This window comes from uncultured Lutibacter sp. (assembly GCF_947495725.1).
GTDB lineage: Bacteria > Bacteroidota > Bacteroidia > Flavobacteriales > Flavobacteriaceae > Lutibacter.
In genome coordinates this window covers 88,045-114,738 of record NZ_CANLZZ010000006.1, presented here as the reverse complement: position 1 = coordinate 114,738, position 26,694 = coordinate 88,045, and the positions used below count along the sequence as shown (strand labels likewise).

The window sequence follows — 26,694 nt, the reverse complement described above, 5'->3', positions numbered from 1 at the left end:
TCTTTTTAAGACAGTAGTTTTAAACCATCTTCAATTAATTTCTTGTTTTTGTCTTCTTGCTTTAGTTCTTCTAATTGTTTTAAAACAACTTCTGAAAAACTGCCTTCATTTTTATGAGTTAGTTCGTACATTTCTAAAAACAACAACCATTCATTATTAAAATTATTTACAACTTCATTAAAAATAGTTTCAATTCTAGCTAAATCTAATTCTTCGGTTTCTCTCATTTTTCTTATTTCAGCATAAAAAGAATGAAGCTTTAATTCATTTTTTGAATAGTTTATCTTATGAGTTTTTTCTGAAGGAACTTCGTAAATATCTTCAAAAGATTCACTTGAAGCAGGTCCAGAAAATGCGGAAACAACATCTTTACCTACCGCCATATCATAAATTCCCCATTCTGGCTTGAAAAGAACTTCATCGCCATAAGTAACCGTACAATTTTTAAAAGAAATCAGCATAATTTTTCCTTGTAAATCTCTAACTCCTGTAATTATTTGTCCGCTAACCTTAACTCCACCTTCAAAAAATAATTCAGTATTTAAACCTTCGTAAATTCCATACACCTCCAAATCTTTTGGCGACATATCTTCAATTGCCAAGTTAATTCCTTCCAACTTTCCAATAGGGCTTCCAAAACCTTCTTTATGGTAGATTACTCCGTGACCGATTAACTCTTTATCTCTAGAAGCTAATGCTGTTTCTCCAGTTGTTTGAATATAAATTGGTTTATTTTCATTACTAATTACATTGGTAAAAACTCCTGAAATTTGTAACCCAGTACTTAACTCAATAGTTCCAATATTTTTTGAAACAATCAACTTCTGAATCCCTTTTAAACCACCTTTTCTAACCGCCATTGTATTTGCAAACTTCTCCAAAACATAACTTAAATGAGCAAAATTTGGAGTTACAAATAATTGAGGTTGTGGTTTAGTAATATCAAAATTTTGTTGAGCAGCTTTAATAGAATACGGAATCTTTTTAACCTCTTCTTTTAAACAAGTTTTACTCTCTCCAATTGAAGAAAGCAAACCAGCTCCGTATATTTTTGGATTTTCGAGTTCTCCAATTAATCCATACTCAACTGTCCACCAATGCAAATTTCTAATTTGAGCCATTTCAGACAATTCACCCATATTATTTTGAAGATTATTAACCACTTCAGTAGCTTTTTCAATTTCATTTTCTGAAGTATTTGGATCTTCTTTTACAATTGATAAATGCCTAACGGCCTCGTACATTTCATAATCTTTATCAGACGAAATTGCTTTGCTTCCAATCTCACCAAAACGTCTTAAATATTCAGCATATTCAGGGTTTGCAATTATAGGTGCGTGTCCAGCCGCTTCGTGAATAATGTCTGGTGCCGGCGTATATTCAATATGTTCCAACGTTCTAATATCTGATGCAATTACCAACACATTATAAGCCTGAAATTCCATAAAAGCATTTGGAGGAATAAATCCATCAACAGCAACTGCTGCCCAGCCAATTTCTTTCAAAATTCTGTTCATTCCTTCCATTTTAGGAATGCTATCTACGGAAATTCCTGTTTTTTCTATGCCATCTAAATAATAACTGTGTGCTGTATTTTTTAGGTAATCAATATTCAATCGCATAACATAGCGCCACACAGCTTGGTTTTGAGCTGTATATTCCTCATAAGGTTGCTTTACAATGAATTTAAGCAAATGCTTTGGCAACCTTTTTGTTACGCTATTTAATTCTATTTTATTTTTAGAATTCACTACTATTTTTTTAAAGTGTTCCTCTGTTTTCTTGTTCCCTTTCAATAGCTTCAAACAATGCTTTAAAGTTTCCTTTTCCAAAAGATTCTGCGCCTTTTCTTTGAATAATTTCAAAAAACATTGTTGGTCTGTCTACCACAGGTTTTGTAAACAATTGCAGTAAATAACCTTCATCGTCTCGGTCTATTAAGATACCGTGTTTTTTTAAAACCTCAATATCCTCATCAATTTCTCCAACACGCTCTAATAAATCATCGTAATAATTTTCAGGCACATATAAAAACTCAACACCTCTATCTCTCATTGCTGAAACTGTTGAAACAATATCATTTGTAGCAACAGCAATATGCTGAACTCCTGGTCCATTGTAAAAATCTATATACTCTTCAATTTGAGATTTCTTTTTCCCTTCCGCAGGTTCATTAATTGGGAATTTAATTCGCCCATTTCCGTTAGACATTACTTTACTCATTAAAGCCGTAAAATCTGTTGAAATATCTTTATCATCAAATGAAATTATTTGCGCAAACCCCATTACTTTTGCATAAAACTCACACCATTTATTCATTTCATCCCAGCCAACATTACCAACCATATGGTCAATAAATTTTAAACCTACTGGTTCTGGATTGTAATGAGAATCCCATTTTTTATAGTTTGGTAAAAACACACCTTTGTAGTTTTTTCTTTCCACAAAAACGTGAACGGTGTCACCGTATGAATGAATTCCAGAACGAACTACATAGCCATTTTCACCATCATCTTCTCGTGTAGGCTCCATATACGATTTTGCTCCTCTTTTTGTGGTTTCTTCCCAAGCTTTTGTTGCGTCTTCAACCCAAAGAGCAACAACTTTTACACCATCTCCGTGCTTATTTATATGCTCGTTTATTTCGCCACCTTCTTCTAAAGAAGTTGTTAAAACCAAACGAATTTTATCTTGCTTTAACACATACGAAACTCGGTCTTTCATTCCAGTTTCTAACCCTGCGTAAGCTTCAGATTGAAAACCAAAAGCGGTTTTATAATAATTTGCCGATTGCTTGGCATTACCTACGTATAATTCTACATAATCTGTTCCTAATAATGGAAGAAAATCTTCCGCATCATCAAACAATTTCTTTAATGAATACTCGGTGTTTTGTAAATCTTTTAAATTTTTAATTTCTGCTGACATTTTTAATTTTTTTAGTTTGTTTTCCAAGATTTATAATAATCTTCAACTTGTAATTTTAAAGCTTTTTCAGTAATAGATAATGGTCTAAAAGGATCAATCATTACAGCTAATTCTTCTGTAGATTTCTTTCCTACACTTCTTTCAATAGCTCCCGGATGTGGTCCGTGTGGAATTCCTCCTGGATGCAATGTTAACTGACCTATTTCAATATTGTTTCTACTCATAAAATCGCCATCTACGTAGTACAACAATTCATCCGAATCTATATTTGAGTGATGGTACGGAGCTGGAATTGATTTTGGGTGATAATCGTACATTCTAGGTACAAAACTACACACCACAAAACCTGCCGACTCCCAAGTTTGATGAACTGGTGGCGGTTGATGAATTCTTCCTGTTATTGGTTCAAAATCGTGAATTGAAAATGCAAACGGATAATGAAATCCGTCCCAGCCAACCACATCAAAAGGATGATTTCCATAGGTGTATTCCCACATATTTCCTTGCTTTTTTACCTTCACCTTAAAATCACCTTTTTCATCAAATGTTTTTAAGTTTTCAGGCAATCTAAAATCGCGCTCACAAAATGGTGAATGTTCTAATAATTGCCCGAAATTATTTCGATATCTTTTTGGTGTAAAAATTGGCTCAAAAGATTCTACATATAAAATTCTATTATCTTCTGAATCAAATTCAATCTGATAAATAATTCCCTTGGGAATAATTACATAATCTCCATATTTAAAAGAAATAGAACCGTAACAAGTATTTAATTTTCCTGAACCTTTATGAATAAATAACATTTCATCGGCATCGGCATTTTTATAAAAATACGTTTTTGAAAAACCTTTGGGAGCAGCCAAACCAATGTGTAAATCGTTATTTACAAACAATGTTTTTCTGCTCTCCAAAAAGTCTTCTTCTGATTGAATTGAAAAACCTTTAAAGCTCAATGCTTTCATATTTTTTTCTATCCCAATTTTTGGTGCAACCGAACCTAAATCTTTAACTTCATTTACAACTGTTGGCGGATAAATATGGTATAAAAGCGATGATATTCCTGAAAAACCAGCAGTACCAAAAAGTTCTTCTTGGTACAAACCTCCTTCAGTTTTTTCAAAGGTAGTATGACGCTTTCTAGGGATACTCCCTAAAGTGTGATAACGTGCCATTATGTGATTTTTTTAGTTTAGTATTTTATATAAGCAATTAATTAAGTGAAATTAATTTCAACTTATTTAATGCTTTAATCAAAGCTATATTTGCTTCTCGTGTTCCAATTGTAATTCTAACTTTCCCTGTCGCTCCAAAATTATCAACAGGTCTTACTGCTATTCCTTCTTCAACCAAAAACTGCACAAACTCATTTGATGGAATTGGTGGTGTTATTAAATAAAAGTTAGCTTGCGTTGGGTAAAATTGAATTCCTAATTTTTCAAATTCTACTTCTAAAAATATTTTTTCAGAATGAATTGTTTCAACTGTTTTTTGAATAAAAACAGCATCTTTTAACGAAGCTATTGCACCTTCCAAAGACAATTTTGTAATTAAAAAAGGTTTACAAATTTGACGTAAATACGCTGCTACATCAACATTCATATAGGCATATCCAACTCTTAACGAAGCCAAACCATAAGTTTTTGAAAAGCTATTAATGGCAATTAAATTAGGATATTTAGCTATATATGATTTTGCTATTGTATAATCTTCTGCATTTGCAAAATGCCAATAAACCTCATCAAAAACAACTACAATATCTTGAGGTAATTCGCTCAACAAATATTTCAATTCTTGTTTTGAAATATAAGATCCTGTTGGATTATTAGGACTTGTTAAAAATACAATTCTTGTTTTTTCTGTTACAGATTTTAAAATTCCCTCTACATTTAAACTATAACCGTTTTCAAATAATGGAACATCAATAACGTTTGCTCCAGACCAACGTGAAAACATTTTATAAGGCACAAAACAAGGTGTTGAAACAATAACCTCATCACCTTCTTTTACAAAAGCCCTAATTGTTAAATCTATTATTTCGGAACCACTTGCTGCACAAATAAATTGATCTTTAGTTAATTCTCTATTGTAATAAACTTCCAAAGCCTCTCGCAAACGAATATCAGTTGTATCTGGGTATAAATGCAAATCTTTTATAGCTTCTTTAATTGCGTTTATTGCTAAAGGAGATGTTCCTATAGGATTTTCATTAGAAGATAATTTATATGTTTTTTGACCTTCTTTTTTTTGAGACACTCCCTTACCTCCTTTATAACCATTTTTTACGGTTAAATAAGGTTTAAAAAGTGATTTTATAGTTTTAGTAGTAATATTCATTATATATTTTTTTAGAAAATAATAAGAGCTTAGACTTCTATCAAATTTAACAACAAACAAACGTTAATGTTATTTTTAACTACTATAATTACTATATTTAGAATATTTATCTATTTATTACATTTTTTATGTATTTTTATTCTTTTATGACATTTATCATATTAATTAAACCAAATAATATTCTGAAATGAAATCTAGACTTGATAAAACAGACTTAAAAATTCTTGAAATACTTCAAAAAGATTGCAGGATTACCACAAAAAAATTAGCCGAAAAATTGAATCTTTCGCCAACTCCTGTTTTCGAAAGAATTAAAAAGCTAGAAAAAGAGGGTTTTATAGATAAATATGTGGCAATTTTAAATGAACGAAAAATTGGTTTAAAACAAACTATTTTTATTGGAGTTAAATTAAAAGGACATACCAGAAGTTATTTACAAAATTTTCAAAATCAAGTAAACAGTTTTAATGAAGTTACTGAATGCTATCAAGTATCGGGAAATTTTGATTTTTTATTAAAAATAGTTTTAGCCGATATTGATGCTTATGAAACCTTTGTTCAAACTAAATTATCTCTCATATCTGAACTTGGAAATGTTCATAGCTATATCGCAATAAAAAATAGTAAAAACACTACTAGTTTAGATTTAACATTTTTAAAAGATTCCATTTAAACATAAAAAAGAGCCTGTATCAAAATACTTTGACACAGACTCTTTTTTGAATATTTAAAATGTGTTATTGATTGATATATTCCAATCGTCTTAATACTTGACTTTCCTCCAGTACTTCTTTATTTATTTTATCTTCTTTAATATTAAAAACATATTTTCTTGCTCCATCTTTCATTAAAACTACAGAATTTAGAATCAATAATGCCTCGGCTCCATCTTTTGAGTCATAAAGTGCATTGGTCATAACTTCAACAGGATTTTGAACTCCTATTAAACCTAAAAACTCAGCGGCCCTAACTCTATTAACTAATTCAGAATCTGATTTTGCAATTTCTTTTGCAATAGCAACAAAATCATTTGCTTTTTCTCCAAAGCTACTGCAAGCAATTAATGCCCAATAACGTTTCCATGCATCTTCTGATTTTAAATTTTCTTGAATTTTAGATTTTGCATCTTCAAAACTTAAATACGTTAAATTTGCAACATCTATATACGCTTCAATATCTTGCTTGTGTTGTTGACCAAACTCTACTGGATTATTAAAACCTTGTTGCTTTAAATAAAACTCTGGATAAAATGCTAAATCTGGCATAGATTTTATACGACTGTTTAAATTTGCTCTTAGATCTTTTAATACTGTTGCAAACTCAGCCTTGTCAGCTAAATTATTTGTTTCAAATGGATCCGTTTCAACATCATATAAAGCTTCTGGTTGCTTTGTTTCGAAAAATTGAGATTGAACTTCGTTAAGTTTACCTTCAGCATACAATTTTGCCCATTCTTGATATGCTAATTGTTTATAACGATAATTATTCATTAAACCATCAAAATTAAATGGTTGGTAATTTCTAATATATTTATACTTTCCTTTTCTTACCGCACGAACCATATCGTATTTTTCATCAAAACGATCTGCATAACTAAATGTTTCATCTCTACTTTCCAAGTCTGCCGAAGTTACACCTTTACCTAAAAATGGATTTCCATCAATTCCTTTAGGCAGTTCAACACCTGCAAGATTTAAAACTGTTGCTCCAAAATCTACAAAACTTACAAATCCATCAGTTTTTGAACCTGGAGTAGCATCCACTAAATGTTGGTATTTAGATGGAATATGCACAACTAATGGAACGTGTACCCCCATTTCATTTATATAACCTTTACTTCCTGGTAATACACCACCGTGATCACCATAATAGAAAATAAATGTACTATCATACAAACCATCTTCTTTTAATTTTACAATTACCTCACCAACTTGTTTATCCATTTGCTGAATTTTATCGTGGTAAAAAGCATTTGTAAATTTAAACAACTCTGTTTGTGGATGATTTGGTTGTACGAAAACAGAATTTGGATCTGTTATTGTTCCTTTTTTCATATCCTCTCGAGAAAAATGTAAACGACCTTCATGTGTTGTTTCAATATTAAACACATGATAAAATGGTTGTCCTGGTTTACGATCTCTCCAAGTTGCTTTTTTTGAAGACATATCCCAAACATTATCGTTTTTAATAATGTTGTAATCTTCTTTAGCATTATTTGTTGTATGATAGCCAGCTTTTTTTAAATAAGCTGGAAACATTTCCACTCCATTTGGCATTGGAACCTGCTGTAACTTCCTATGAAAATGTGTGGCTAAACGCGGCCCATAAGAAGATGAAATTAATGTAGAACGCGCTGCACTACATACAGCTGCATTTGAAAAAGCATGTGTAAATGTTAATCCGTGTTCAGCTAAACTTTCAATATTTGGTGTTTCAGCTCCATGTTCATCAAACATTTTTAAATAATGTTTTGAATTGTCTTCTGAAACTATCCAAACAATATTTGGATGTTCAACCGGTTTTTCTTTCTGGCTACAAGCTGTAAACACTTGTAAAACAACTAAACATACTGCTAACGATAATCTAAATTTCATTTTATTAATTTTATATATAAACTTTATTAGTCTACATGCGTCTCAACAGCTCCTCCGATATTATTTTCTGTATACCCTTCTAATGTAATTTTATACGCGTGTGCATATTGCGAAGGTACAGATTTTGGAGCTTTTATCACTAACCCTCGGCTGTCTCTTTCCCAAGAAATTTTCTCATCACTACCTAACAACTCAATATTTACAATGTTTGAATTCAAAACACCAATATCTGTACTTAAAGTTTTTAAAATAGTTTCACCTTCTGGCTTATCCATTACAATTGCATAAAATTCTTTATCAGATTTCTTTGTATATCGAATGTCTGAATTTTTATACTCAATTTTTAATTTTTCAATTTTGTGCCCTCCTTCTGGTAGACGCGTTGGCCCTTCACCAAATACCGTCCAAGGTCTTGTTTTAAAAATAGCTTCACCATTTATTTTTAACCAACCTCCCATTTCTCTTAATAAGTAGGCCATTTCTTCTGGAATTGACCCATCTGGGTTTGGTGGTACATTTAATAACATTGATCCATTTTTAGCCACAATATCAACTAAAATATCAACCAATTCATTAGGTGTTTTAAATTTTGCTCCAGGACGGTAAAACCATTGTCCTGGTGAAGTATCTGTTAACCAAACTTGTTCTTTTGGTTGATTTGGACGTCCTCTTTCGTAATCTTTAATAGCTGTTTCTTCAGGAAATGTAGTTTCTTTGTAACAAACAACTACATCTTTATTCCATTCAATTCCTTTATTATAGTAATAAGCAAGAAATTTTTGACGACATTCTTCTGTCATATTTTCCAACCACCAATCGAACCAAATTACATCTGGTTGATAAACATCAATAAATTCTTTTAATTTAGCCCACCATTGCTCATAAAAATCGGCATCTGGAGTATCAGACTCTAAACTATGTGGATTTGTGTATAAATCGTAATCCTTTGGGTTAACACCTCCATATTTGTGCGCAGGAGCAAAATATTTCCAAGTAAATGCGTGGTGAAATGACCCCATAAATTTCATTCCCTTAGCTTCAATTTCTTTTTTCAAAGCTGCTGAAGGATCAATTCCTCCGTAGTTCATGGAATTCCAACGTGTAGATTTCGCATCCCACATTGCAAAGTTATCGTGATGCATTGCAACTGGACCAGCAAATTTAGCTCCAGATTCAGCAAATAAATCTGCCCATTCTTTAGCGTTAAAACCCGTAGGTTTAAATTCTTCTATAATTTCAGTATAACCATGTCTTTTTGGATCTCCATATTTCTTTTTATGATGCACAAAATTAGTTGTGGCCTTTCCATTTTTTGTTGGAACTTTTTTACCATCTTCATACATTTTCATACCGTGCCATCCAGCATAATGTGTTTTTGCATCTGCTCCTACAAAGGCATTTGAAACCGGGCCCCAGTGTGCATAAATTCCAAATTTAGCATCTCTAAACCATTCTGGTTGCTCATCAACTTTGCTTAATGATTCCCAATTTTCTTCAAATTTTTCTTGAGCCTTTGTGGTTGTAACTCCTACGACGCTAACCACTGCTACTAATAAAACAAGTTTCCTTAAAAAACTAAATTGCATACTTCTTATTTTTGAATTATTATTTTTTTTCTTTTGTTACAGATTTAACTGATTACTATTTTAGGTTACGAAATAATGAAATATTTACTTGACTAATAACAACTATTGTTGCAAAACAAGTAACAAATGGTTTTTTAACTACTTTTTTGTGATATATAAGTAAAAAGAAGCTAAATCCTCATTGTTATCATTCGTAAAATACGCTTGCATTTGTTGCCTTCCTTTAGATAGAAAAGCATTAAATTTCACTGAATTCTTAGACATATCAACCTCTTGCTCTTGTAAAATCCCTTCAATTTTTAGAGTTGCTTTTTTAAAATTAAGTTGAATTCCCGCAGGACGAATTTCAGTCCATTTTGTTCTAACTCCTTGTTGTGGAACGGTTGCATTCATTGCTAAATTGGCTTCTTTTGGCCATCTTCTCAATTCAATTTCATATTCACCTCGTTGTTGAACATCAATCATCCAATAACCTTGTGGCATTGCGGGTTTTTTCTTATAAAAAGGATCTCGAATATATGATTGATTCCAAGCAAGTGGAGATTCAGAATGTAAATCATGATTAGTAAGAGTCGTTTCTTTTATATGAGAAACTCCAATTTTATAGGCTTCATAGCGTCCAAAATCTTGTGAAACATATTTCCACCATTTTTCATAAGCTGCTTTCATTTCTTCGAACTTCTTAGGAAACTTTTTTGCTACATTTATTTTTTGCCCAACATCACTTTTAATATTATACAATTCTTTACCATCAATCAACCTCCAATTATCATCCATAACAGCAGATTTGTACCATTTTTTGGGGTGTTGTTTTTTATTGCTATCGGTAAATGTATATCTATGCGGCCAAGAATCAACTTCTCTTGTTAGTAACGGCTTTAAGCTTATTCCATCAAATGCTGGCCCATCAATTTTAGACAACGAACATAGGTCAATAAGTGTTGGTAAAATATCATAGTTCATTGCTATGTTATTTATATCAAATCCGCCATTTACATTTCCACCATTCCAACGAATAAAAAATGGTACACGATGCCCTCCATCATATTGAGATGCCTTATGACCACGCATACCGGCATTAAAACCATAAGTTTCTCCTTTTATAACTGTATGCCCAGTTGCTGTACCATTATCGGTCATAAAAATTAAAATAGTATCATCTTGAATACCTAATTGCTTTAATTTTTTTTCTAAAATTCCAATATTATCATCAATATTGGTAATCATTCCATAAAATGCTTTTTGAGCATCGGTAATAGATTTTTCATTTTTATATAAATCGTAATAATCTTTAGGAAGATTCAATGGTCCGTGTGGTGCATTTGTAGATATATAAGCAAAAAATGGCTGATCCTTTTTCTTTTCAATAAATTTAATTGCTTCTTCAAAAAACACATCCGTACAATACCCTTTAAATTTTTCGGGTGTTCCATTTCTAAAATAAGTATCTTCAAAATAATCATTTAACCAATAATCTGGCGTTTGTCCAATCCCTCCAGCTCCATGATACACTGTTTCATCAAAACCTCTGTCTTCCGGTAAATAAGGATATGCATCTCCTAAGTGCCATTTCCCAAACATACCAGTTGCATACCCATTTTCTTTAAAAACCTGTGGCATTGCAACAAACTTTTCACGTAAAATACTACAACCACCTATAGTGTGCCATACACCTGCTCTGTTTCCATAAGCACCACTCATTAAACCAGAACGACTTGGAGCGCAAGTTGGACCTGTATGGTAATTAATTAAACGAACTGCCTGATTATGAAGATTGTCTAAATTTGGTGTTTTTATTACTTTATTGCCATGTGCAGCTATATCTCCGTAACCTTGATCGTCAGTAAGAATAAAAATTACATTGGGCTGTTTTGGTTGATGCTGAGCGTTAATTCTACAGCAATTTATGGCTGCTAATATTAACACTGAATAAAAAATTTTATTTCTCATAATTTGCTACTTCTTCTTTTGAGCTTTTCTTTTTTCAGCTTGATTAATTGCCTGTTGCCTTAAAACCTCTTGATAATCACCTGTTAAATATTGTTTTTTATCTGCAGCCTTTGCATTACGATCAAAAAGAATTCCATATTTTTTATAGTCGTTATAATTTAAAGCTTCACTTTCTATATGTTTTAATTGTTCATCATATAGCTTTCTCATCTTTTTCAGCTGCATATTATATGCTGAATTATTGGCAACATTATTCATTTCTAAACGATCTTTACCAATATTAAAAAGCTCTTCAATAGGTTGCATTTCATCATTTGCAAATTGCCAATAAATATATTTCCAATCTTTTGAAACTACCGACATTGCTTGAATTTCATCATTACCCCACATATTTGTTAAAGCAACTGTTTCACGATTAATTCCATTTTGCTTATTCACTAAAGGAATTAAGTTTTCACCATCCATATTTTTTGGAATTTCAACACCTGCGTAGGTTAAAATTGTTGGAGCCATATCTATATTTGCGGTAACAACTTCTCGTTTAACACCTCTTGAACTCTTTGGGGATCGAGGATCGTAAATAATTAAAGGTGATTTCGAAGCTTCTTCATAAGGCAATACTTTTCCTCCAAAATTATGTGCTCCACAGCTATAACCATTGTCACTTGTAAAAATTATAATAGTATTATCATCAACTCCTTGTTCTTTTAACGATTTACGAATCATTCCTAACGCATAATCTACACCGTGAATTAACTGATTGTATTTGGTAATTGCTTCCTGGTAGTTTTCTTCAGAATCTCTCCAAAAATTATAACTATTGTATTGTCGACCTGATTTTGCTTGAGGAGCTAGGTGTTTTGCATTTTCGGCACCATAGTTTGCAGGTTTTTTGTATTTTTTGTTTTCATACACATAATCGAAATACTTATCTGGTGTAAACGGTAAGTGTGGTGCCTTAAAACTTATGGACATACAAAACGGCTTGCCAGATTTTTTTGCTTCGGAAATAAAATCGTTTGCCCAAGCACCATATGCTCTTGTACTATGCGGATATTGTTTTGCATACTTAGCTATACTTGGATTATTAGCTGTTTTATATTGTGTTTGTCCTGGACCACCACCCCACATATCAAATTCTTCAGATGGAATGACCTTCATATTTTTATCGTCCCAACCATCTTCATTAGAAACTGGAAACCCAAATTTACCTGCAAAACCTGTAAAATAACCTGCTTGTTTTAAAATTACCGGATATGATTTTTGAAATTTCTCCGTACGCAAAGATCCATGCATAAAATTACAACCTGTTTTGTACTCGTACATACCTGTCATAATACTTGCTCTACTTGCCATACAAATTGAAGTTGTATTGTAATGGTTTGCAAATAGGACACCTTCTGCGGCTAAATTATCCATATTAGGAGTAACTACTTGATCGTTTCCGTAGCAACCAGTAGCTATACTAGTTTGATCATCAGATAATAAAAAAATGATATTTGGACGCTCATCTTGTTTTTCTAATTTCTCTTTTTGAGCACAAGAAACTAGCAAGTAAAATGCAAGAATTACAAAACTAAATAACTTAATATTTTTCATATGTTTATTTCAAAAATTAATATAACCAAAGTTAACCAATAGCTAAAGATTATAAATAAACATATGATCTTGATTATAACATAAATGTTCTTTATTAGGACTATTCAATAACAAAGGCAGTATACATTATATATACTGCCTTTTATTTTTAACTAAATTTTAGAGAATACTATTCGAATTCAACCTTAAAAACAGTTGCAATATCATTCATTAAATTTGCATCTGGAGTAGTTAATTCTAGCACTTTATTTTTAATATTTCGTTTAACATTAGTGCCATTTCCAACTAAAGCAACCTTTTTAATTTGCTTTATGGCATTATTTGGGAATATGTGTTTAATTTCAATTTTGCTATTTGCTTTAGGTTTCCCTAAACAAAAAATGTACAATGTTTTTTTATCTTTTGAAGTCGTAAATCTAATATCACTTTCACTATATTTTATAGTTGCAGACTGTCCTCCAAAATGACCTTTTTCAATTTTAGCTACACCATACCCATAAATATCATGAGTTCTTGTTCCGTAAATAGCTTCGGCATGCGTTTTAGTCCAGTTACCAATTTCAGCTAAAATAGCACGTTGTTCGTCTGGAATTACTCCATCGGCTCTTGGTGAAACATTTAACAAAACAATTCCTTTTTTACTCCATACATCAATCATATTTCTTATTAACAGTGGTCCATCCTTATATTTAAGACCGTTTGTAAAACACCAACTACCATCACTAATTGTAATATCTGTTAACCAATAATCTGGAGACATTTCTTTCATTCCTCCTTGTTCAATATCTAATACACCAACATTTCTAGGAATATCTTTTTGCTTATACGCTACTAAATTCTCTTTATTATTCTTAACACCAGCATTAAATTGATGCGCAACCATTTTTTTAAGATAATTTTCAGGAATTTTATCTAACCAAGAGTCGAACCAAATAATATCTGGTTGGTAATTATCAACTACTTCAGTAACTTCGTCTAACCAATATTGATTAAATTCTTCTTCTTCTAAATTACCATACAAATACTTTAGTTTAGGATCTGTTGAAGAGGTTGCATATTCTGGATTATATGGATAATGACTTGCATTACCACCCCAATTTACTGTATCTTTAGTGTATCGTTGTAAAGTACGAGCGTGATGAAATGTAGCTATTGTTTTTAAATTACGTTTTTTTAGTTCTTCATACAAATCTCCAAGAATATCTTTCTTAGGCCCCATATCTTTAGCGTTCCAAGGGTTTACCTTACTTGCCCACATTGCAAAACCATCGTGATGTTGAGCTACTGGTCCAGCAAATTTTGCTCCAGCACTTTCAAATAACGTTGCCCAATCTGCTGCATCAAATTTTTCAGCCTTAAACATTGGAATAAAATCATGGTAGTTAAATTTTGAGGGATGACCAAAATTCTTCTCATGATATTGGAATGTTCCTTTCCCCCACTTTTCTCTATTTTCAACATACATCCAACGAGGATACCATTCACTTCCAAAAGCAGGAACACTATATGGTCCCCAATGGAAATATATTCCTAATTTAGAATCTAAAAACCAATCTGGTTCTTTATTATTTGTTGCTAAAGATTCCCAATTTGGTTGATATTTTTCTATAGCAACATCCGAAGTTACTGCTTCTTTTTTCTCCGACTTACACCCAAACAGCATTGTAACTATTAAAAAAGCTATTAATTTAAAATTTTTCATAATGAGTTCAGTTAGTTTTATTGATTATCAGATTAAATCTCTTTAATTTTAATTGAAGTGTACTCAAAATTAGTTATAAAACTTTCATTTTATAACTACAAACGTCCTATTTCCTACAATATATGGATTTTATTAAACCTCTTTATTTTTCATAAGGCCTAAGGTTTACTCTTAATAATAAATCGTCACAAGTAATAAATAAAAATCTACCATCATCGCTAAAAGCGCAATTTCCTGTATTTTTATTTGTTCTTATGGTGCCTAAATGTTTTCCTGTTGGAGACAAAATTAAAACGCCATCGGGTCCTGCAAGGAATAAATTCCCATCCTTATCAATTTTCATTCCATCAGGACATTGCTTACTAATACTAGCTCTATGTAATTTAGTTGCATCGAAAAAAATTCTTTTGTTTTTTACAACACCTTCTTCAACAATATCGAATGCCCAAACTTTTGGAAAATCTTTATCTGAATCTGCTACGTATAAAATTTTACCATCATTAGAGATTTCAATTCCGTTCGGTAATTTCACATCTTTACTTACTAATTTTACTTTTCCATTTTTATCTAAAAAATACACTCCATTAAATCCAATTTCACTTTTTTTACCTTTACCTAATCCAAATGTTGGGTCAGTGAAATATAAATTTCCATTTGAATCGTAAACTAAATCATTTGGAGAATTAAACTTTTTACCATTGTATTCCGTGGCTATTGGTTCGAAAACCACATCGCTAGAATCTTTTCGAGAAACAAGTCTACTAATAATTCTATCGCCAGTTTGGCATAAAATTAAATTACCTTGGTTATCTAATGTAATACCATTAGAACCTTTTATTTTTTTGTTCGGTAAGTTTGGAGTACTTCCTGAAGGAGACAAATAAACACTTAATCCTGAAATGTCATTCCATTGATATGCCTTGTTTTCTGGAACATCTGAAAAAATTAACTTTTGTCCTTTTGGTTGCCATACTGGACCTTCTGACCAATTAAATCCTTGCGCAACTAAATCTATCCTTGCGTGTTTCGAAATAATTGTATCTAAAGATGTATCTAATCTTTCAATTTCCCCAAATGAAGGGTATTTTTTTAATGAATCAATTATTTTTTCAAACCTTTGTTTTATTGCTATTTCTTTAGTAGAATAGTTTGCTTTTATTAATTGTTTCGTTTCTAATTCGTCCTTATCGAGATTATAGAATCTTCCATCTCCATATAATTTGTAATTCTTATTAAATACAAATTCCGAAGGATAAAAATTTTGTTTACCAACACCAGGCTTTGGATTGTAACTCATGTAAATCCAATCTCTACGATTATTATTTTCGCCTTTTAAAACTGAAACAAAACTTTCTCCATCTGTATGAAAACCTGTCGGAACCTTTTTACCAGCAACCTCTAAAATAGATGGTAAAAAATCAATTGCATCAATGTATTCATCTGTTTCACCAGTTTTAACAAACCCAGGAAAGTTAGCTATAAATGGCACTTTAATTCCTGTTTTAATGGTTAATCCTTTTCCTCCTCTAACAATTTTATTGCCCATTTTGGAATAAATTTGTTGGTTTGTTCCATTATCAGAATAAAATAGTATTAATGTGTTATCCCTTAAACCATTTTTATCTAAATTCTTAACAATATCACCTACAATTTTGTCGGTATACTCAACCATATCTTTAAAATAAACCGGCTTATCTTCAAATCTTTTATTTTCTTCATTCCATTCCTTACTTCGAGGAGTTGGTGAAAACGGATTATGTGTTAAAGCCATTGGATAATAAACAAAGAATGGCTTTTCGCTTTGTCGTGAAACAAATTCATTTAAATAATCAGAAAAAATATCTGGACCATATTTCCCATTCGTATTTTCCAATATTTTTCCGTTTTGTAAAATAGTTGGATTAGCAAAACGAGATCCTTTATCTTCTGTATGTCCTGTATGCCATAAACAATACTCGTCAAAACCTGCTTTATCTGCATCCATTCCAGTACCTCTTCTATACTCTGCTCCAGGATAATCTATGGGGTCATAGCTTTGCAATTGCCATTTACCTACAATGCAGGTTTCATAGCCAGCATCTTGCATTAGATGTCCAAAAGTTTTTTGACTTGGATCTAAAATTCCGAATGAAGTCCAATTTCTATAATTATACTTCCCTGTCATTAATTTCACCCTCGTATTTGTACATAGCGGCTGTGCATAGGCTTGATTAAAAAGAACACCTGTACTTGCTAACTTATCAATATTTGGTGTTTTATATGACGTACCTCCATAGCACCCAATAGATTCATAACCTAAATCATCTACCATTATTAGAATAATATTTGGAGGGTTGTTTTCTTTATTTTTTAACAACGATTTACTTGAAGAATTGCAAGATGTTCCAATAAAAATAAACATCAATACAATTATATAATTTATAAAATTATTTGACGTAGCACTCTTTGATGTTCTCATTTTAGTTTATTTAATATTTTAAAAAAGCTAATTACTTTACTGATTTTAAATTGGTTACCATTCAGCAAAACTACCATCGTTATTTCTCCATATTGGATTGCTCCAATTATGACCAATTTTTGCACCTTCTTTAACCTTTTCTTCGTCTATTTCAATTCCTAAGCCAGGTTTTCTCAATAAATTTATATACCCATCTTTCACATCGAAAACTTCAGGATTCATCATATAATTTAGGAAATCCAAACCTTGGTTGTAGTGGATACCAATACTACTTTCCTGAATTAAAAAGTTAGATGAAACAAAATCAACCTGTATAGCAGATGCCAAAGATATAGGTCCAAGCGGACAATGTGGAGCAATAGCAACATCATATGTTTCTGCCATAGTTGCTAGCCTTCTAAGTTCTGATATTCCACCTGCGTGACTTGCATCTGGTTGAATGATATCTACGGTACCTTCTTGTAAAACATTTTTAAAATCCCAACGAGAAAACATTCTTTCTCCCGTTGCTATTGGAATACTTGTATATGGATAAATGTGTTTTAAAGCTTCGTTATTTTCACTTAAAACGGGCTCTTCAATAAACATTGGATTATATGGTGCTAATTCATCAATAAGACGTTTTACCATTCCTTTGTGAACTCTACCGTGAAAATCAATTCCAATATCTAAATCGTTTCCAAATTCTTGTCTTAAAAGTTTAATGTTATTTGTAGCTTTTTTAACATCATTTAATGAAGCAATCCATTCTAAGCCTCCGGTAGCATTCATTTTTACAGCACTATAACCTTCATTAACTTTTTCTCTTGCTTGTTCTATAATAACATCAGGATTATCTCCACCTATCCAGCAGTACATTTTAATTTTTTTTCTAACTGCACCACCCAACAATTCATAAATTGGGACATTTAAATACTTACCCTTTATATCCCATAGTGCTTGATCTATACCTGAGATAGCGCTCATTAAAATTGGACCACCTCGATAAAATCCTCCGCGATACAATACTTGCCAAATATCTTCAATCTGATTTGCACTTTTTCCAATTAAATATTTTTCAAGTTCTTTTACGCAGGCCAATACGGTATCTGCTTTTCCCTCAATAACTGGCTCACCCCATCCAACAACTCCACATTTTGTAGTAATTTTAACGAATAACCATCTTGGCGGAACTTTAAATAGCTCTATTTTTTCAATTTTTAAGTCATTCGTCATATTTGTTTTATTATTTTGTTAGTCTATAGATCTAAAATAGTTTTTTCGGGTTTCATTAATATGATCAATCATTGATTTAGCCGCTTTTTCTTCATTCTGTTCAATAATTGCATTTAAAATATTGTTATGATGATTAAGCATTATTATTTTATCTTCGGCAACTGTATGCCCTTTTAAAGGCTTAGCGAAAACACTCATTTTAAATTTTGGCATTAAATTAAATATTGGGCTCAATAGTAAACTCAAGACTTTATTATTTACAATTAAAAGTAATGTCCTATGAAAATCATTATCCAACTCTATCTCTCTTTTTTTATTTTCCAAAGAACACTCTTCCATAGCTTTCATATTACTTTTAAGTATTTCTAATTGCTCTTCTGTTCTTGTTTTAGCTACTTGTACCGCTATTTGAGGTTCTAATAATAATCTAGCCTCAATAGTTTGAAGTATAACATCTTCATTAGTTGAAAGTTCAAAAAACATATTTAATATTTCAGATGTATTTTTAATACTCATTTCTGAAACATAAACACCACTTCCTCTTTTCACTTTAACAATTCCAAGGGCGCTTAATCTTTTTACCGCTTCTCTAATTGAAGTTCTACTAACATTAAAAATTTCACAAAGTTCATTTTCAGTTGGAAGTTTTTCACCAGGAAGATAATCACCTCGTCTAATTGCATCTGTCAATTCATCTTCGATTTGTTGCGTAAGTGATTTTTTGTTACCTAATTGATTTAACATAATTTATACTTTAATAATTAGGGTAAAATTAAGAATGAAATACTATAAATTCTAAAATTTTAAATTATATTTTAAAGATTTATTACTTCCTTTTTAAAAATTACCAATTTGTAAAAGAGCCATCGTTTCGTCTTAATCTAGGAATTTCCACCTGCTTAAATTCTTGTTGTCTTACAAATTCTTCATCAACTTCTACTCCTAAACCTGGAATATCTGAAACCGGATATCTGGGCCCATCTAATTTGGGTTGCTTTGGATAAAATTTAGGATCGTTAGTTGTTACATGAGCTCCTGTATTAACTTCTTCCAACCAACTAAAATTAGGACAAGCAGCTGCTAAATGAATTGTTGCTGCTGTACAAATTGGACCTAGTGGATTATGTGGCATTAAATCTATATAATGAGATTCTGCTAATGATGCAACTTTCATTGCTTCAGTAATACCTCCAACATTGCATACATCAATTCGAGCATATTGTGTAATATTTTCTTCTAAAAATGGTAAAAACTGCCATTTACTTGAAAACTCTTCACCTATTGCGAAAGGCACATTTATTAACTTTCTAAGTTCTTTATATGCTCCCGGATTTTCATCTCTTATTGGTTCTTCAATAAAATCAAGTGTTCCTTCCGGCATTCTTTTAATAAATGAATAAGTTTCTGGAATTGTTAACCGCGTATGGTAATCGATACCTATTGTTATTTTAGTACCAACTTCTTTTCGCAATGCTGTTACCCAGTCTGCAATAATGGCGATAGACTCTCTTGGCTCAAATTTATAAGGATTTGTATTTCCTAAGGTTTCAAATTCTGCGGGTGCCAAACGTAACATATCCCATCCATTTTTCACCATTTTTTTTGAGTGCTCCATTAACTCATCCAATGAAGAAAATCTAACAGAGGCAAAACAAGGTACAAAATCTCGTTGCTTCCCACCTAAAAGTTCGTAAACTGGTACGTCAAGTGCTTTACCTTTTAAATCATACAAGGCAATATCTATTGCTGAAATGGCAGCAGTTAAAACCCTACCACCTTCAAAATATTGACCTCTATATAAGTCTTGCCAAATTGCACCAATTTGCATTGGATTTTTTCCAATTAAAAGTGGTTTATAATGTTCAATTGCTCCAACAACTGCTAATTCTCTTCCTGAAAGTCCGGAAGCTCCCCAACCATATAATCCAGAATCTGTTTCAATTTTAACTATTAATTGACTTCCTGAGCCCACATTAATTGGGTATGGTATAATATTGGTAATTTTCATATTTTATTCGTTTGTAACAATGCGTTCAACCTTTCCTACTATAAATGTATAACTAAAAAAACCTAAAAAGGCTATTGCTCCAATAAAAAATAAGGCTGGTTTAAAATCGCCCTCTTGTACTAAATATCCTATAACTGTTGGAATAACAATTCCGGATAAACCTCCAATAAAATTGAAAGTTCCTCCAACTAATCCTAAATGTTTTTTAGGTGCTAATAAGGAAACAAAAACCCAAGCTATACTTGCTAAACCTGTTCCAAAAAATGCTAATGCCAAAAATAGAATTACATAAAAAGTATCATCAGTATAATTTGCTCCGATAATACAAGTAGATAGTAACATTCCAAAAATTATGGGTGCTTTTCTTGAAATTTCTGGTGAATAACCCTTTTTAATTAAAAAATCTGACGTAAAACCAGATAATAAAACTCCAAAAAATGCAGCTAAAAATGGTATTGACGCTAAAAATCCTGACTCTAAAAAGTCTAAACCTCTATACTCAATTAAATAGGTTGGAAACCACGTTAGAAAAAATATTGTTGTTGCTCCAAGACAAAATTGTCCAATATAAATACCCCATAATTTTCGATACTTAAAAGCATATTTTAAATCTGACCAATCAAATTTCTTAGCAGGTTCTTTAACGCTTTTTGACCCAACCAAGCCTCCACCTTTTTCAATATAATCTAATTCAGATTTACTTATAGATTTATGATCTCTTGGGTCTCTGTAAAAATAATACCAGATTCCCGCCCAAACTATTCCAATTATTCCAGAAACTATGAACAATCCTCGCCATCCTAATGAATCTTGAATGGCAACTAAAACAGGTGTTAAAAAAGCAAGACCTAAAAACTGTCCTGAAGTATAAACGGCAATTGCAGAAGCTCTTTCACTTTCGGGAAACCATCTACTTACTACCAAATTATTTATTGGGTATGATGGTGCCTCAAAAATTCCAATACTTGCTCTTAATCCAAGTAAAATAATAAATGAATTAATTAATCCTTGGAACAAAGTTGCAATTGACCAAAATGTTAAAATAAAAGTGTATAAAACACGCGATTTAATCTTATCGGCTATTATTCCTCCTGGAATTTGCAATAACGCATAAGTCCATCCAAAGGCAGAAAAAATATATCCCATTTGGATTGTATCTAATCCTAATTCTTCCCTTAATGCTGGTGCTGCAACAGATATATTGCTTCTATCCAAATAATTTATTACTACTGTAAAAAAAATCATAGAAAGAATATGGTAGCGTTTATTTGTTTTGGGTTTGTTGATCATTATACTTTTATATATTATTTAATTATTAAGATTCTTTCCATTAACCAGAATGAAATTATTTATATTCTATTAATTTTAATTCATTATTATTTATAGCAATTAAAAAACACTTTGAATTTTTTGAGGCCAATTTTATAGGTTTAATCGCTTTTATTTCTCCTTCAATAAAAAGTTTATTTTCTTTTGATGGAACTGCTGTAAAACCTTTTGAGCTTCCAGTTAGAACAAGCCCTAAACCCGCGTCGTTTCTAGGAGTTTCTACTTCTGAACCGTAAAGATTTCCACCTACCAAAACATCTGGGTATTTATCGCCATTATAATCGAACACTTGAAATTGATTGATTGACGAAAATTGAGCTTCATTAGGTAATTGATGCATCTTCATTTTTCCATTCTCATCATTTTCTATCCAAAAATGAGCAAATGTATTTGATTTATAATTTAAAGACTCATTTAACATTCTTTCACCATAAATATCTTCTAATTCTGCATTGGCAAACGCTTCATATGTTTTAAATCTTTGCTTAATTGCTGAAACTTGTTGAGAAGAACACTCTCGCCCTCTTAAAGGTAATTTAACACCTTTCTTTTGGTAACTTAAAACTATATCCGAATTTCCATTTTCATCAAAATCATTTGCATAAACTTCAAATAAATTACTAGAACTTGTATGATATTTATAGTTAAGCCCTAAATTTCCGGCCAAATAATCTAAATCACCATCTAAATCTACATCTATTTTTTGTAATCCATACCACCAACCAACACTGTTTTTTAATCCTAAAAAATTTGTTACTTCTTCAAACTTATTTCCTGTATTTTTAAAAAATCGAATTGGCATCCACTCACCAGTAACAATTAAATCTAATTTACCGTCAGCGTCAAAATCATCCCATAAAGCCGAAGTTACTAATCCAGGTTCATTTAATTCTGGGGCAATTTGGCTTGTAACATTGGTAAATCTAAGCTGATCATCTTTTTTACCGTTATTTTGTAATATAAAGCTTTGTGCCGGAAAAGGATACTTGCCCGGAACTATTCTTCCTCCTACAAATAAATCTAAATCTCCATCTCCATCATAATCACCTTTAATTATTTGTTGACCACTTGACAATATATTAGGTAAAACATTGGCCGATTTAATAAATCCAGTACCCGTATTTAAATACAACCTATCCTGATAAAAATTATCACTTTCTGTAACTGAGTTACCTCCACTAACTACATACAAGTCTAAATCCGAATCATTATCTGCATCAAAAAATAGAGCTCCCGTATCTTCAAATTGGGCATCTTGCTGCCAAGGTCCATTTATAACATTAAATTCTGAATTTTCATTTTGCATATATAATTGTCCAGATGTACCAGCTGCATTCCCTACAAAAAAGTCATCTAAACCATCATTGTTAACGTCTCCTACTGTCAATCCTGGTCCAATTTTAGAGTAAATATGAGGAAGTAAAGGTTCATATTTAAAATCGTCGTATTCATCTTCAATATGCTGTACATTTAAACCTACTTCATTTGTAATATCTTTAAATTCTTTATTTTTACTAGTAATTTTATTTTCTTCAATTGAATTACTTTTATATTTTACTTCAACCAATTGATTTAACTCAACATCATTCAAAATCTGAACATTTCCATTAGGCCAACTAATTTTAATTTCTTCAATTTTTTCAACTGTACCAAGTCCGAAATGTAATATTGGATCAACACTAGATTGGTATCCTCGTGTTAGAGTAAGTTCTTGTGTTTGCTGAGAATTAGAGGTATTTACACTTACTTTTGCTCCAATTCCCCATTTATTTTCTTCTTTACCAAGCAATTTTATTTTAATATAGTTATTGTTACTTTTACTCGAATTATTTACATAAACGGAAGCGAAATCATCCATATTATTTATTACTATATCTAAATCGCCATCGTTATCTAAATCCGAATAGGCAAACCCATTTGAAAATCCTTTTTTATCTAATCCCCAATCTTTGGTTTTGTTAGAAAAAGTATAATCTCCATTATTAGAAAATGCATAATTAGCAATTGGAGTACTTGGCATTAAGGTATAATCTCGTTTTTTATTTCCTCCAAAAACACTTGCTAATTTATATTCTGCATTTACGTCGTTGTTATTTACATCGCGTTTTACACCATTGGTTATAAATGCATCTTTAAAACCATCATTATCAAAATCGGCAAATAATGCTCCCCAGCTCCAATCGGTTGTTGCCAATCCTGCAAATCTTGATATTTCACTAAATATCGGAAGTCCTTTTTCATTAATTCCTTGATTTAATTGAAGTGAATTTTGCATATACTGGTAATTAAACCCTAAATCTATTGCTTCATAAAAAGTTGCCGGACTCATACTTGCCATATTTGTTTTTGATCGCTTATAATCTTCGGCTGTCATATCAACTTGAAGAATGTCGGTAAAACCATCATTATTAAAATCTGAAGCATCTATTCCCATACCAAACATAGAGGTGTGTCGTGCAGTTTCTTTTGAAATTTCAGAAAATGTTCCATCTCCATTATTTTGATAAAAATAATCTGGCACATTAAAATCGTTTGAAAGGTATAAATCTTTAAACCCATCATTATTAAAATCAGATGCTACTAAACCTAATGTTAGACCAAAATTATGAACTCCAGCTTCAACCGTAACATCTGTAAAACTTCCATTCCCATTATTTTTATATAAATGACCAGAATCTTCAATCCTATTTAAATCCATTAAACGTTTATAGTATTGATTTCCACCAGTAACTTTTACAATTGGATAATTCGCCACAAACAAATCTAAATCTCCATCATTATCATAGTCGAAAAATGTTGATTGAATTGAGACACCTGAGTCATCAATTCCATATTCATTTGCCCTTTCAGTAAATGTATTATCTCCATTATTTATAAATAATTGATTATTTGTAGCCCCAAACTTTCCAGAAACAGATACATATATATCTAAATACCCATCATTATTAACATCGGCCATTGTAGTCCCAGAATACCATCTATTATCACCTGAAACTCCAGCTGATTTAGAAATATCCTCAAATTTCATATTTCCTTTATTAAGATATAATTTATTTGGAACAAGGTTACCTGTAAAATAAATATCAGGCAAACCATCGTTATTTATATCTCCTACTGAAACACCAGAACCTAAATATAAAAATGGAAAACTAAAGTAATTTAATGTATCATTCTCAATAATATTATTTGAAAACTTAACACCAGAAACATCGGGCGATAAATCACTAAAATTTAATTTATGTAACGCTGATTTTTCTTGGTTACAACTTATTATTAAAATAGATAAAACAATTAAAAAAAGACTTTTTCGCATAGTAACTTAAATAAATTTGAAAGGAACCATTGAATTAATGGTTCCTTTCATAAACTCAATCAAAAAAAATTATTATTATTCAACTCAAATATATTCTTAATATCCTGGGTTTTGCTCAAAATTTGGATTAGAATCAATCTCATTTTGTGGAATAGCAATGTATTCTCGTCCAGGTTTATATGCTGTTGTACCAGCACTTTCCGATTTAAATTGTGGATTATCAACAATTCTAGATTTTACTTTACCCCAACGTAATAAATCGAAATAACGCGTACGCTCAAGGCTTAATTCCTTAACACGTTCATCTTCTATATCTTGCATAGTTATACTGGTGTGTGGTGGCATATCGGCTCTTTCACGTACATCATTAATTGCTTTCAAAGCAGCAACAGTAGATCCATTTAACTGAAATTCCGCTTCAGCAAACATTAAAAGTACATCGGCATATCTTAATATTCTAAGATTATTACCGGATCCATGCCAAGCTCCAGGATTTTGAGAATCTGTGTGCCCATTAAATTTCCAATCAAGAAATTTATTTGCAAAAACATCATTAGCTGTTGACGGATAACCTGCATCTGTATAGCTTTGATTTTTATAGGTTCTAGATTCTAAAACCTCGCCTTCATAGTTTGTTGTTTCCGTTCCGTTCCAAAATAATGTAGCATATGCTCTAGGATCCATTTCATTATTTATAGTTTGCTCATCTTTATACAGATCTAACACCCAATTGTTAATTCTCATTCCATTTTGATTGGTAAATCCTCTTGGCGCAATATCCGGTTGAAAAGCAGCACCTTTTCCTCTTCCCGGCCCATCGCCTCCCCAACCACCGTTACCGTCGGCGATTAATTGAATTTCAAATAAAGATTCTGCGTTATTTTCAAACTCTTCACTAAAATTAGCTGCATAATTATCCATTAATTGGTAACGACCATCCATAATTTTTAGAAATTCTGCCTTAGCTTCTGCATATTTTCCTTGATATAGATATACTTTACCCAACATTCCCGTAGCAGCACCTGAGGTAACTCTACCAGCTTCACTGTCTGGCCAACTCGTTGGCAACAAACTTTGTGCTTCTTTTAAATCTGACTCAATTTGAGCCCAAACGTCGGCAGGATTAGCTTGTTCTATTAAACTTGGGTTTTCTATCTCTCCTATTGGAGTAGTAATTAGTGGTATATTAAGCCAGTTATTAACAAGGTTAAAATAGTTAAAGGCTCTAATAAAATAACCTTCTCCTGTAATATTATCTCTTAAAGTAGTATCCATATCTATTTTGGGAACATTTGCAATTACTTCATTTGCTCTTGTTACTCCTTGATACATTGCTTGCCAACACCAAAATGTAGCATTACTATCAGATGTTCCGCTAAAATATCCAACGGCTGTTCTTTCTGAAGTGTTATACCCATTCACAACATCATCTCTATAATCTGAAATAAAGACTTCGAATCTAGTGTAATACCAAATATGTGTAAATGGACTATATGCTCCATAAATTCCTTTATTGGCATCATCTGCTGTATTCCAAAATGATGCCGGTGTAATTACATTTGGATTGACTTGATCTAATATATCCTCTGAGCAATTTGTACTCAGGGCTAATATTGCAAATAATGCAATACCCTTTTTTATTGATTTTATATGTTTTTTCATATTATACATTATTATT

At 31.6% G+C, this 26,694-nt stretch carries 17 protein-coding genes; 1 reads left to right on the top strand and 16 read right to left on the bottom strand.

Features of this window, described 5'->3' with window-relative positions; genetic code table 11:
- Positions 1–5 precede the first annotated feature (5 nt).
- From Q0776_RS14255 to hisC, 4 genes are read right to left on the bottom strand one after another with little or no spacing between them, the layout of a single operon-like run.
- Positions 6–1,751, bottom strand: coding sequence for an aromatic amino acid hydroxylase (locus Q0776_RS14255; protein WP_298369627.1), 1,746 nt, complete (start codon positions 1,749–1,751; stop codon positions 6–8).
- A 10-nt stretch (positions 1,752–1,761) separates the two neighbouring features.
- Positions 1,762–2,928: a 4-hydroxyphenylpyruvate dioxygenase gene (hppD, locus tag Q0776_RS14250; RefSeq protein WP_298369625.1), complete on the bottom strand. Its 1,167-nt coding sequence runs from the start codon at positions 2,926–2,928 to the stop codon at positions 1,762–1,764.
- A gap of 11 nt (positions 2,929–2,939) precedes the next feature.
- Positions 2,940–4,100, bottom strand: coding sequence for a homogentisate 1,2-dioxygenase (locus Q0776_RS14245; RefSeq protein ID WP_298369622.1), 1,161 nt, complete (start codon positions 4,098–4,100; stop codon positions 2,940–2,942).
- A gap of 37 nt (positions 4,101–4,137) precedes the next feature.
- A complete protein-coding gene (hisC, locus tag Q0776_RS14240) occupies positions 4,138–5,262 on the bottom strand; it encodes a histidinol-phosphate transaminase (protein ID WP_298369620.1) in 1,125 nt (374 codons plus the stop codon).
- A 187-nt stretch (positions 5,263–5,449) separates the two neighbouring features.
- Between hisC and Q0776_RS14235 the strand changes: the two genes are divergently transcribed.
- Complete coding sequence (locus Q0776_RS14235) at positions 5,450–5,935, top strand: Lrp/AsnC family transcriptional regulator (RefSeq protein ID WP_298369617.1); 486 nt, start codon at positions 5,450–5,452, stop codon at positions 5,933–5,935.
- A gap of 64 nt (positions 5,936–5,999) precedes the next feature.
- Here Q0776_RS14235 and Q0776_RS14230 read toward each other — a convergent pair whose 3' ends face one another.
- The 12 genes from Q0776_RS14230 to Q0776_RS14175 all read right to left on the bottom strand — a co-directional run bounded on the left by Q0776_RS14230 (position 6,000) and on the right by Q0776_RS14175 (position 26,678).
- Positions 6,000–7,856: a sulfatase gene (locus Q0776_RS14230; protein WP_298369614.1), complete on the bottom strand. Its 1,857-nt coding sequence runs from the start codon at positions 7,854–7,856 to the stop codon at positions 6,000–6,002.
- A 26-nt stretch (positions 7,857–7,882) separates the two neighbouring features.
- The gene (locus Q0776_RS14225) at positions 7,883–9,442 is read right to left on the bottom strand and encodes an alpha-L-fucosidase (RefSeq protein WP_298369610.1); all 1,560 of its coding nucleotides are present in this window, start codon (positions 9,440–9,442) and stop codon (positions 7,883–7,885) included.
- A 138-nt stretch (positions 9,443–9,580) separates the two neighbouring features.
- Positions 9,581–11,392 (bottom strand): arylsulfatase, encoded by a 1,812-nt coding sequence (locus Q0776_RS14220; RefSeq protein ID WP_298369608.1) that lies wholly within the window; start codon positions 11,390–11,392, stop codon positions 9,581–9,583.
- A 6-nt stretch (positions 11,393–11,398) separates the two neighbouring features.
- Positions 11,399–12,991, bottom strand: a complete 1,593-nt coding sequence (locus tag Q0776_RS14215) for a sulfatase (RefSeq protein ID WP_298369606.1) — start codon at positions 12,989–12,991, stop codon at positions 11,399–11,401.
- A 169-nt stretch (positions 12,992–13,160) separates the two neighbouring features.
- Entirely contained in the window at positions 13,161–14,693 is a 1,533-nt protein-coding gene (locus tag Q0776_RS14210; protein WP_298369604.1) for an alpha-L-fucosidase, read from the bottom strand.
- A 142-nt stretch (positions 14,694–14,835) separates the two neighbouring features.
- Complete coding sequence (locus tag Q0776_RS14205) at positions 14,836–17,151, bottom strand: sulfatase-like hydrolase/transferase (protein WP_298369602.1); 2,316 nt, start codon at positions 17,149–17,151, stop codon at positions 14,836–14,838.
- 54 nt (positions 17,152–17,205) lie between these two features.
- Positions 17,206–18,366 (bottom strand): galactonate dehydratase, encoded by a 1,161-nt coding sequence (gene dgoD, locus Q0776_RS14200; protein WP_298369600.1) that lies wholly within the window; start codon positions 18,364–18,366, stop codon positions 17,206–17,208.
- 18 nt (positions 18,367–18,384) lie between these two features.
- Positions 18,385–19,110, bottom strand: a complete 726-nt coding sequence (locus Q0776_RS14195; protein WP_298369598.1) for a FadR/GntR family transcriptional regulator — start codon at positions 19,108–19,110, stop codon at positions 18,385–18,387.
- A gap of 100 nt (positions 19,111–19,210) precedes the next feature.
- On the bottom strand, positions 19,211–20,374 hold the full coding sequence (locus Q0776_RS14190) for a mandelate racemase/muconate lactonizing enzyme family protein (protein ID WP_298369596.1): 1,164 nt from the start codon (positions 20,372–20,374) through the stop codon (positions 19,211–19,213).
- Between the two features lie 3 nt (positions 20,375–20,377).
- A complete protein-coding gene (locus Q0776_RS14185) occupies positions 20,378–21,664 on the bottom strand; it encodes an MFS transporter (protein ID WP_366139408.1) in 1,287 nt (428 codons plus the stop codon).
- Positions 21,665–21,719: 55 nt separating this feature from the next.
- Positions 21,720–25,016 carry a VCBS repeat-containing protein gene (locus tag Q0776_RS14180; protein ID WP_298369592.1) on the bottom strand — a complete coding sequence of 1,099 codons (3,297 nt, stop codon included), beginning with the start codon at positions 25,014–25,016 and terminating at the stop codon, positions 21,720–21,722.
- A 96-nt stretch (positions 25,017–25,112) separates the two neighbouring features.
- Complete coding sequence (locus Q0776_RS14175) at positions 25,113–26,678, bottom strand: RagB/SusD family nutrient uptake outer membrane protein (protein WP_298369590.1); 1,566 nt, start codon at positions 26,676–26,678, stop codon at positions 25,113–25,115.
- Positions 26,679–26,694 lie beyond the last annotated feature (16 nt).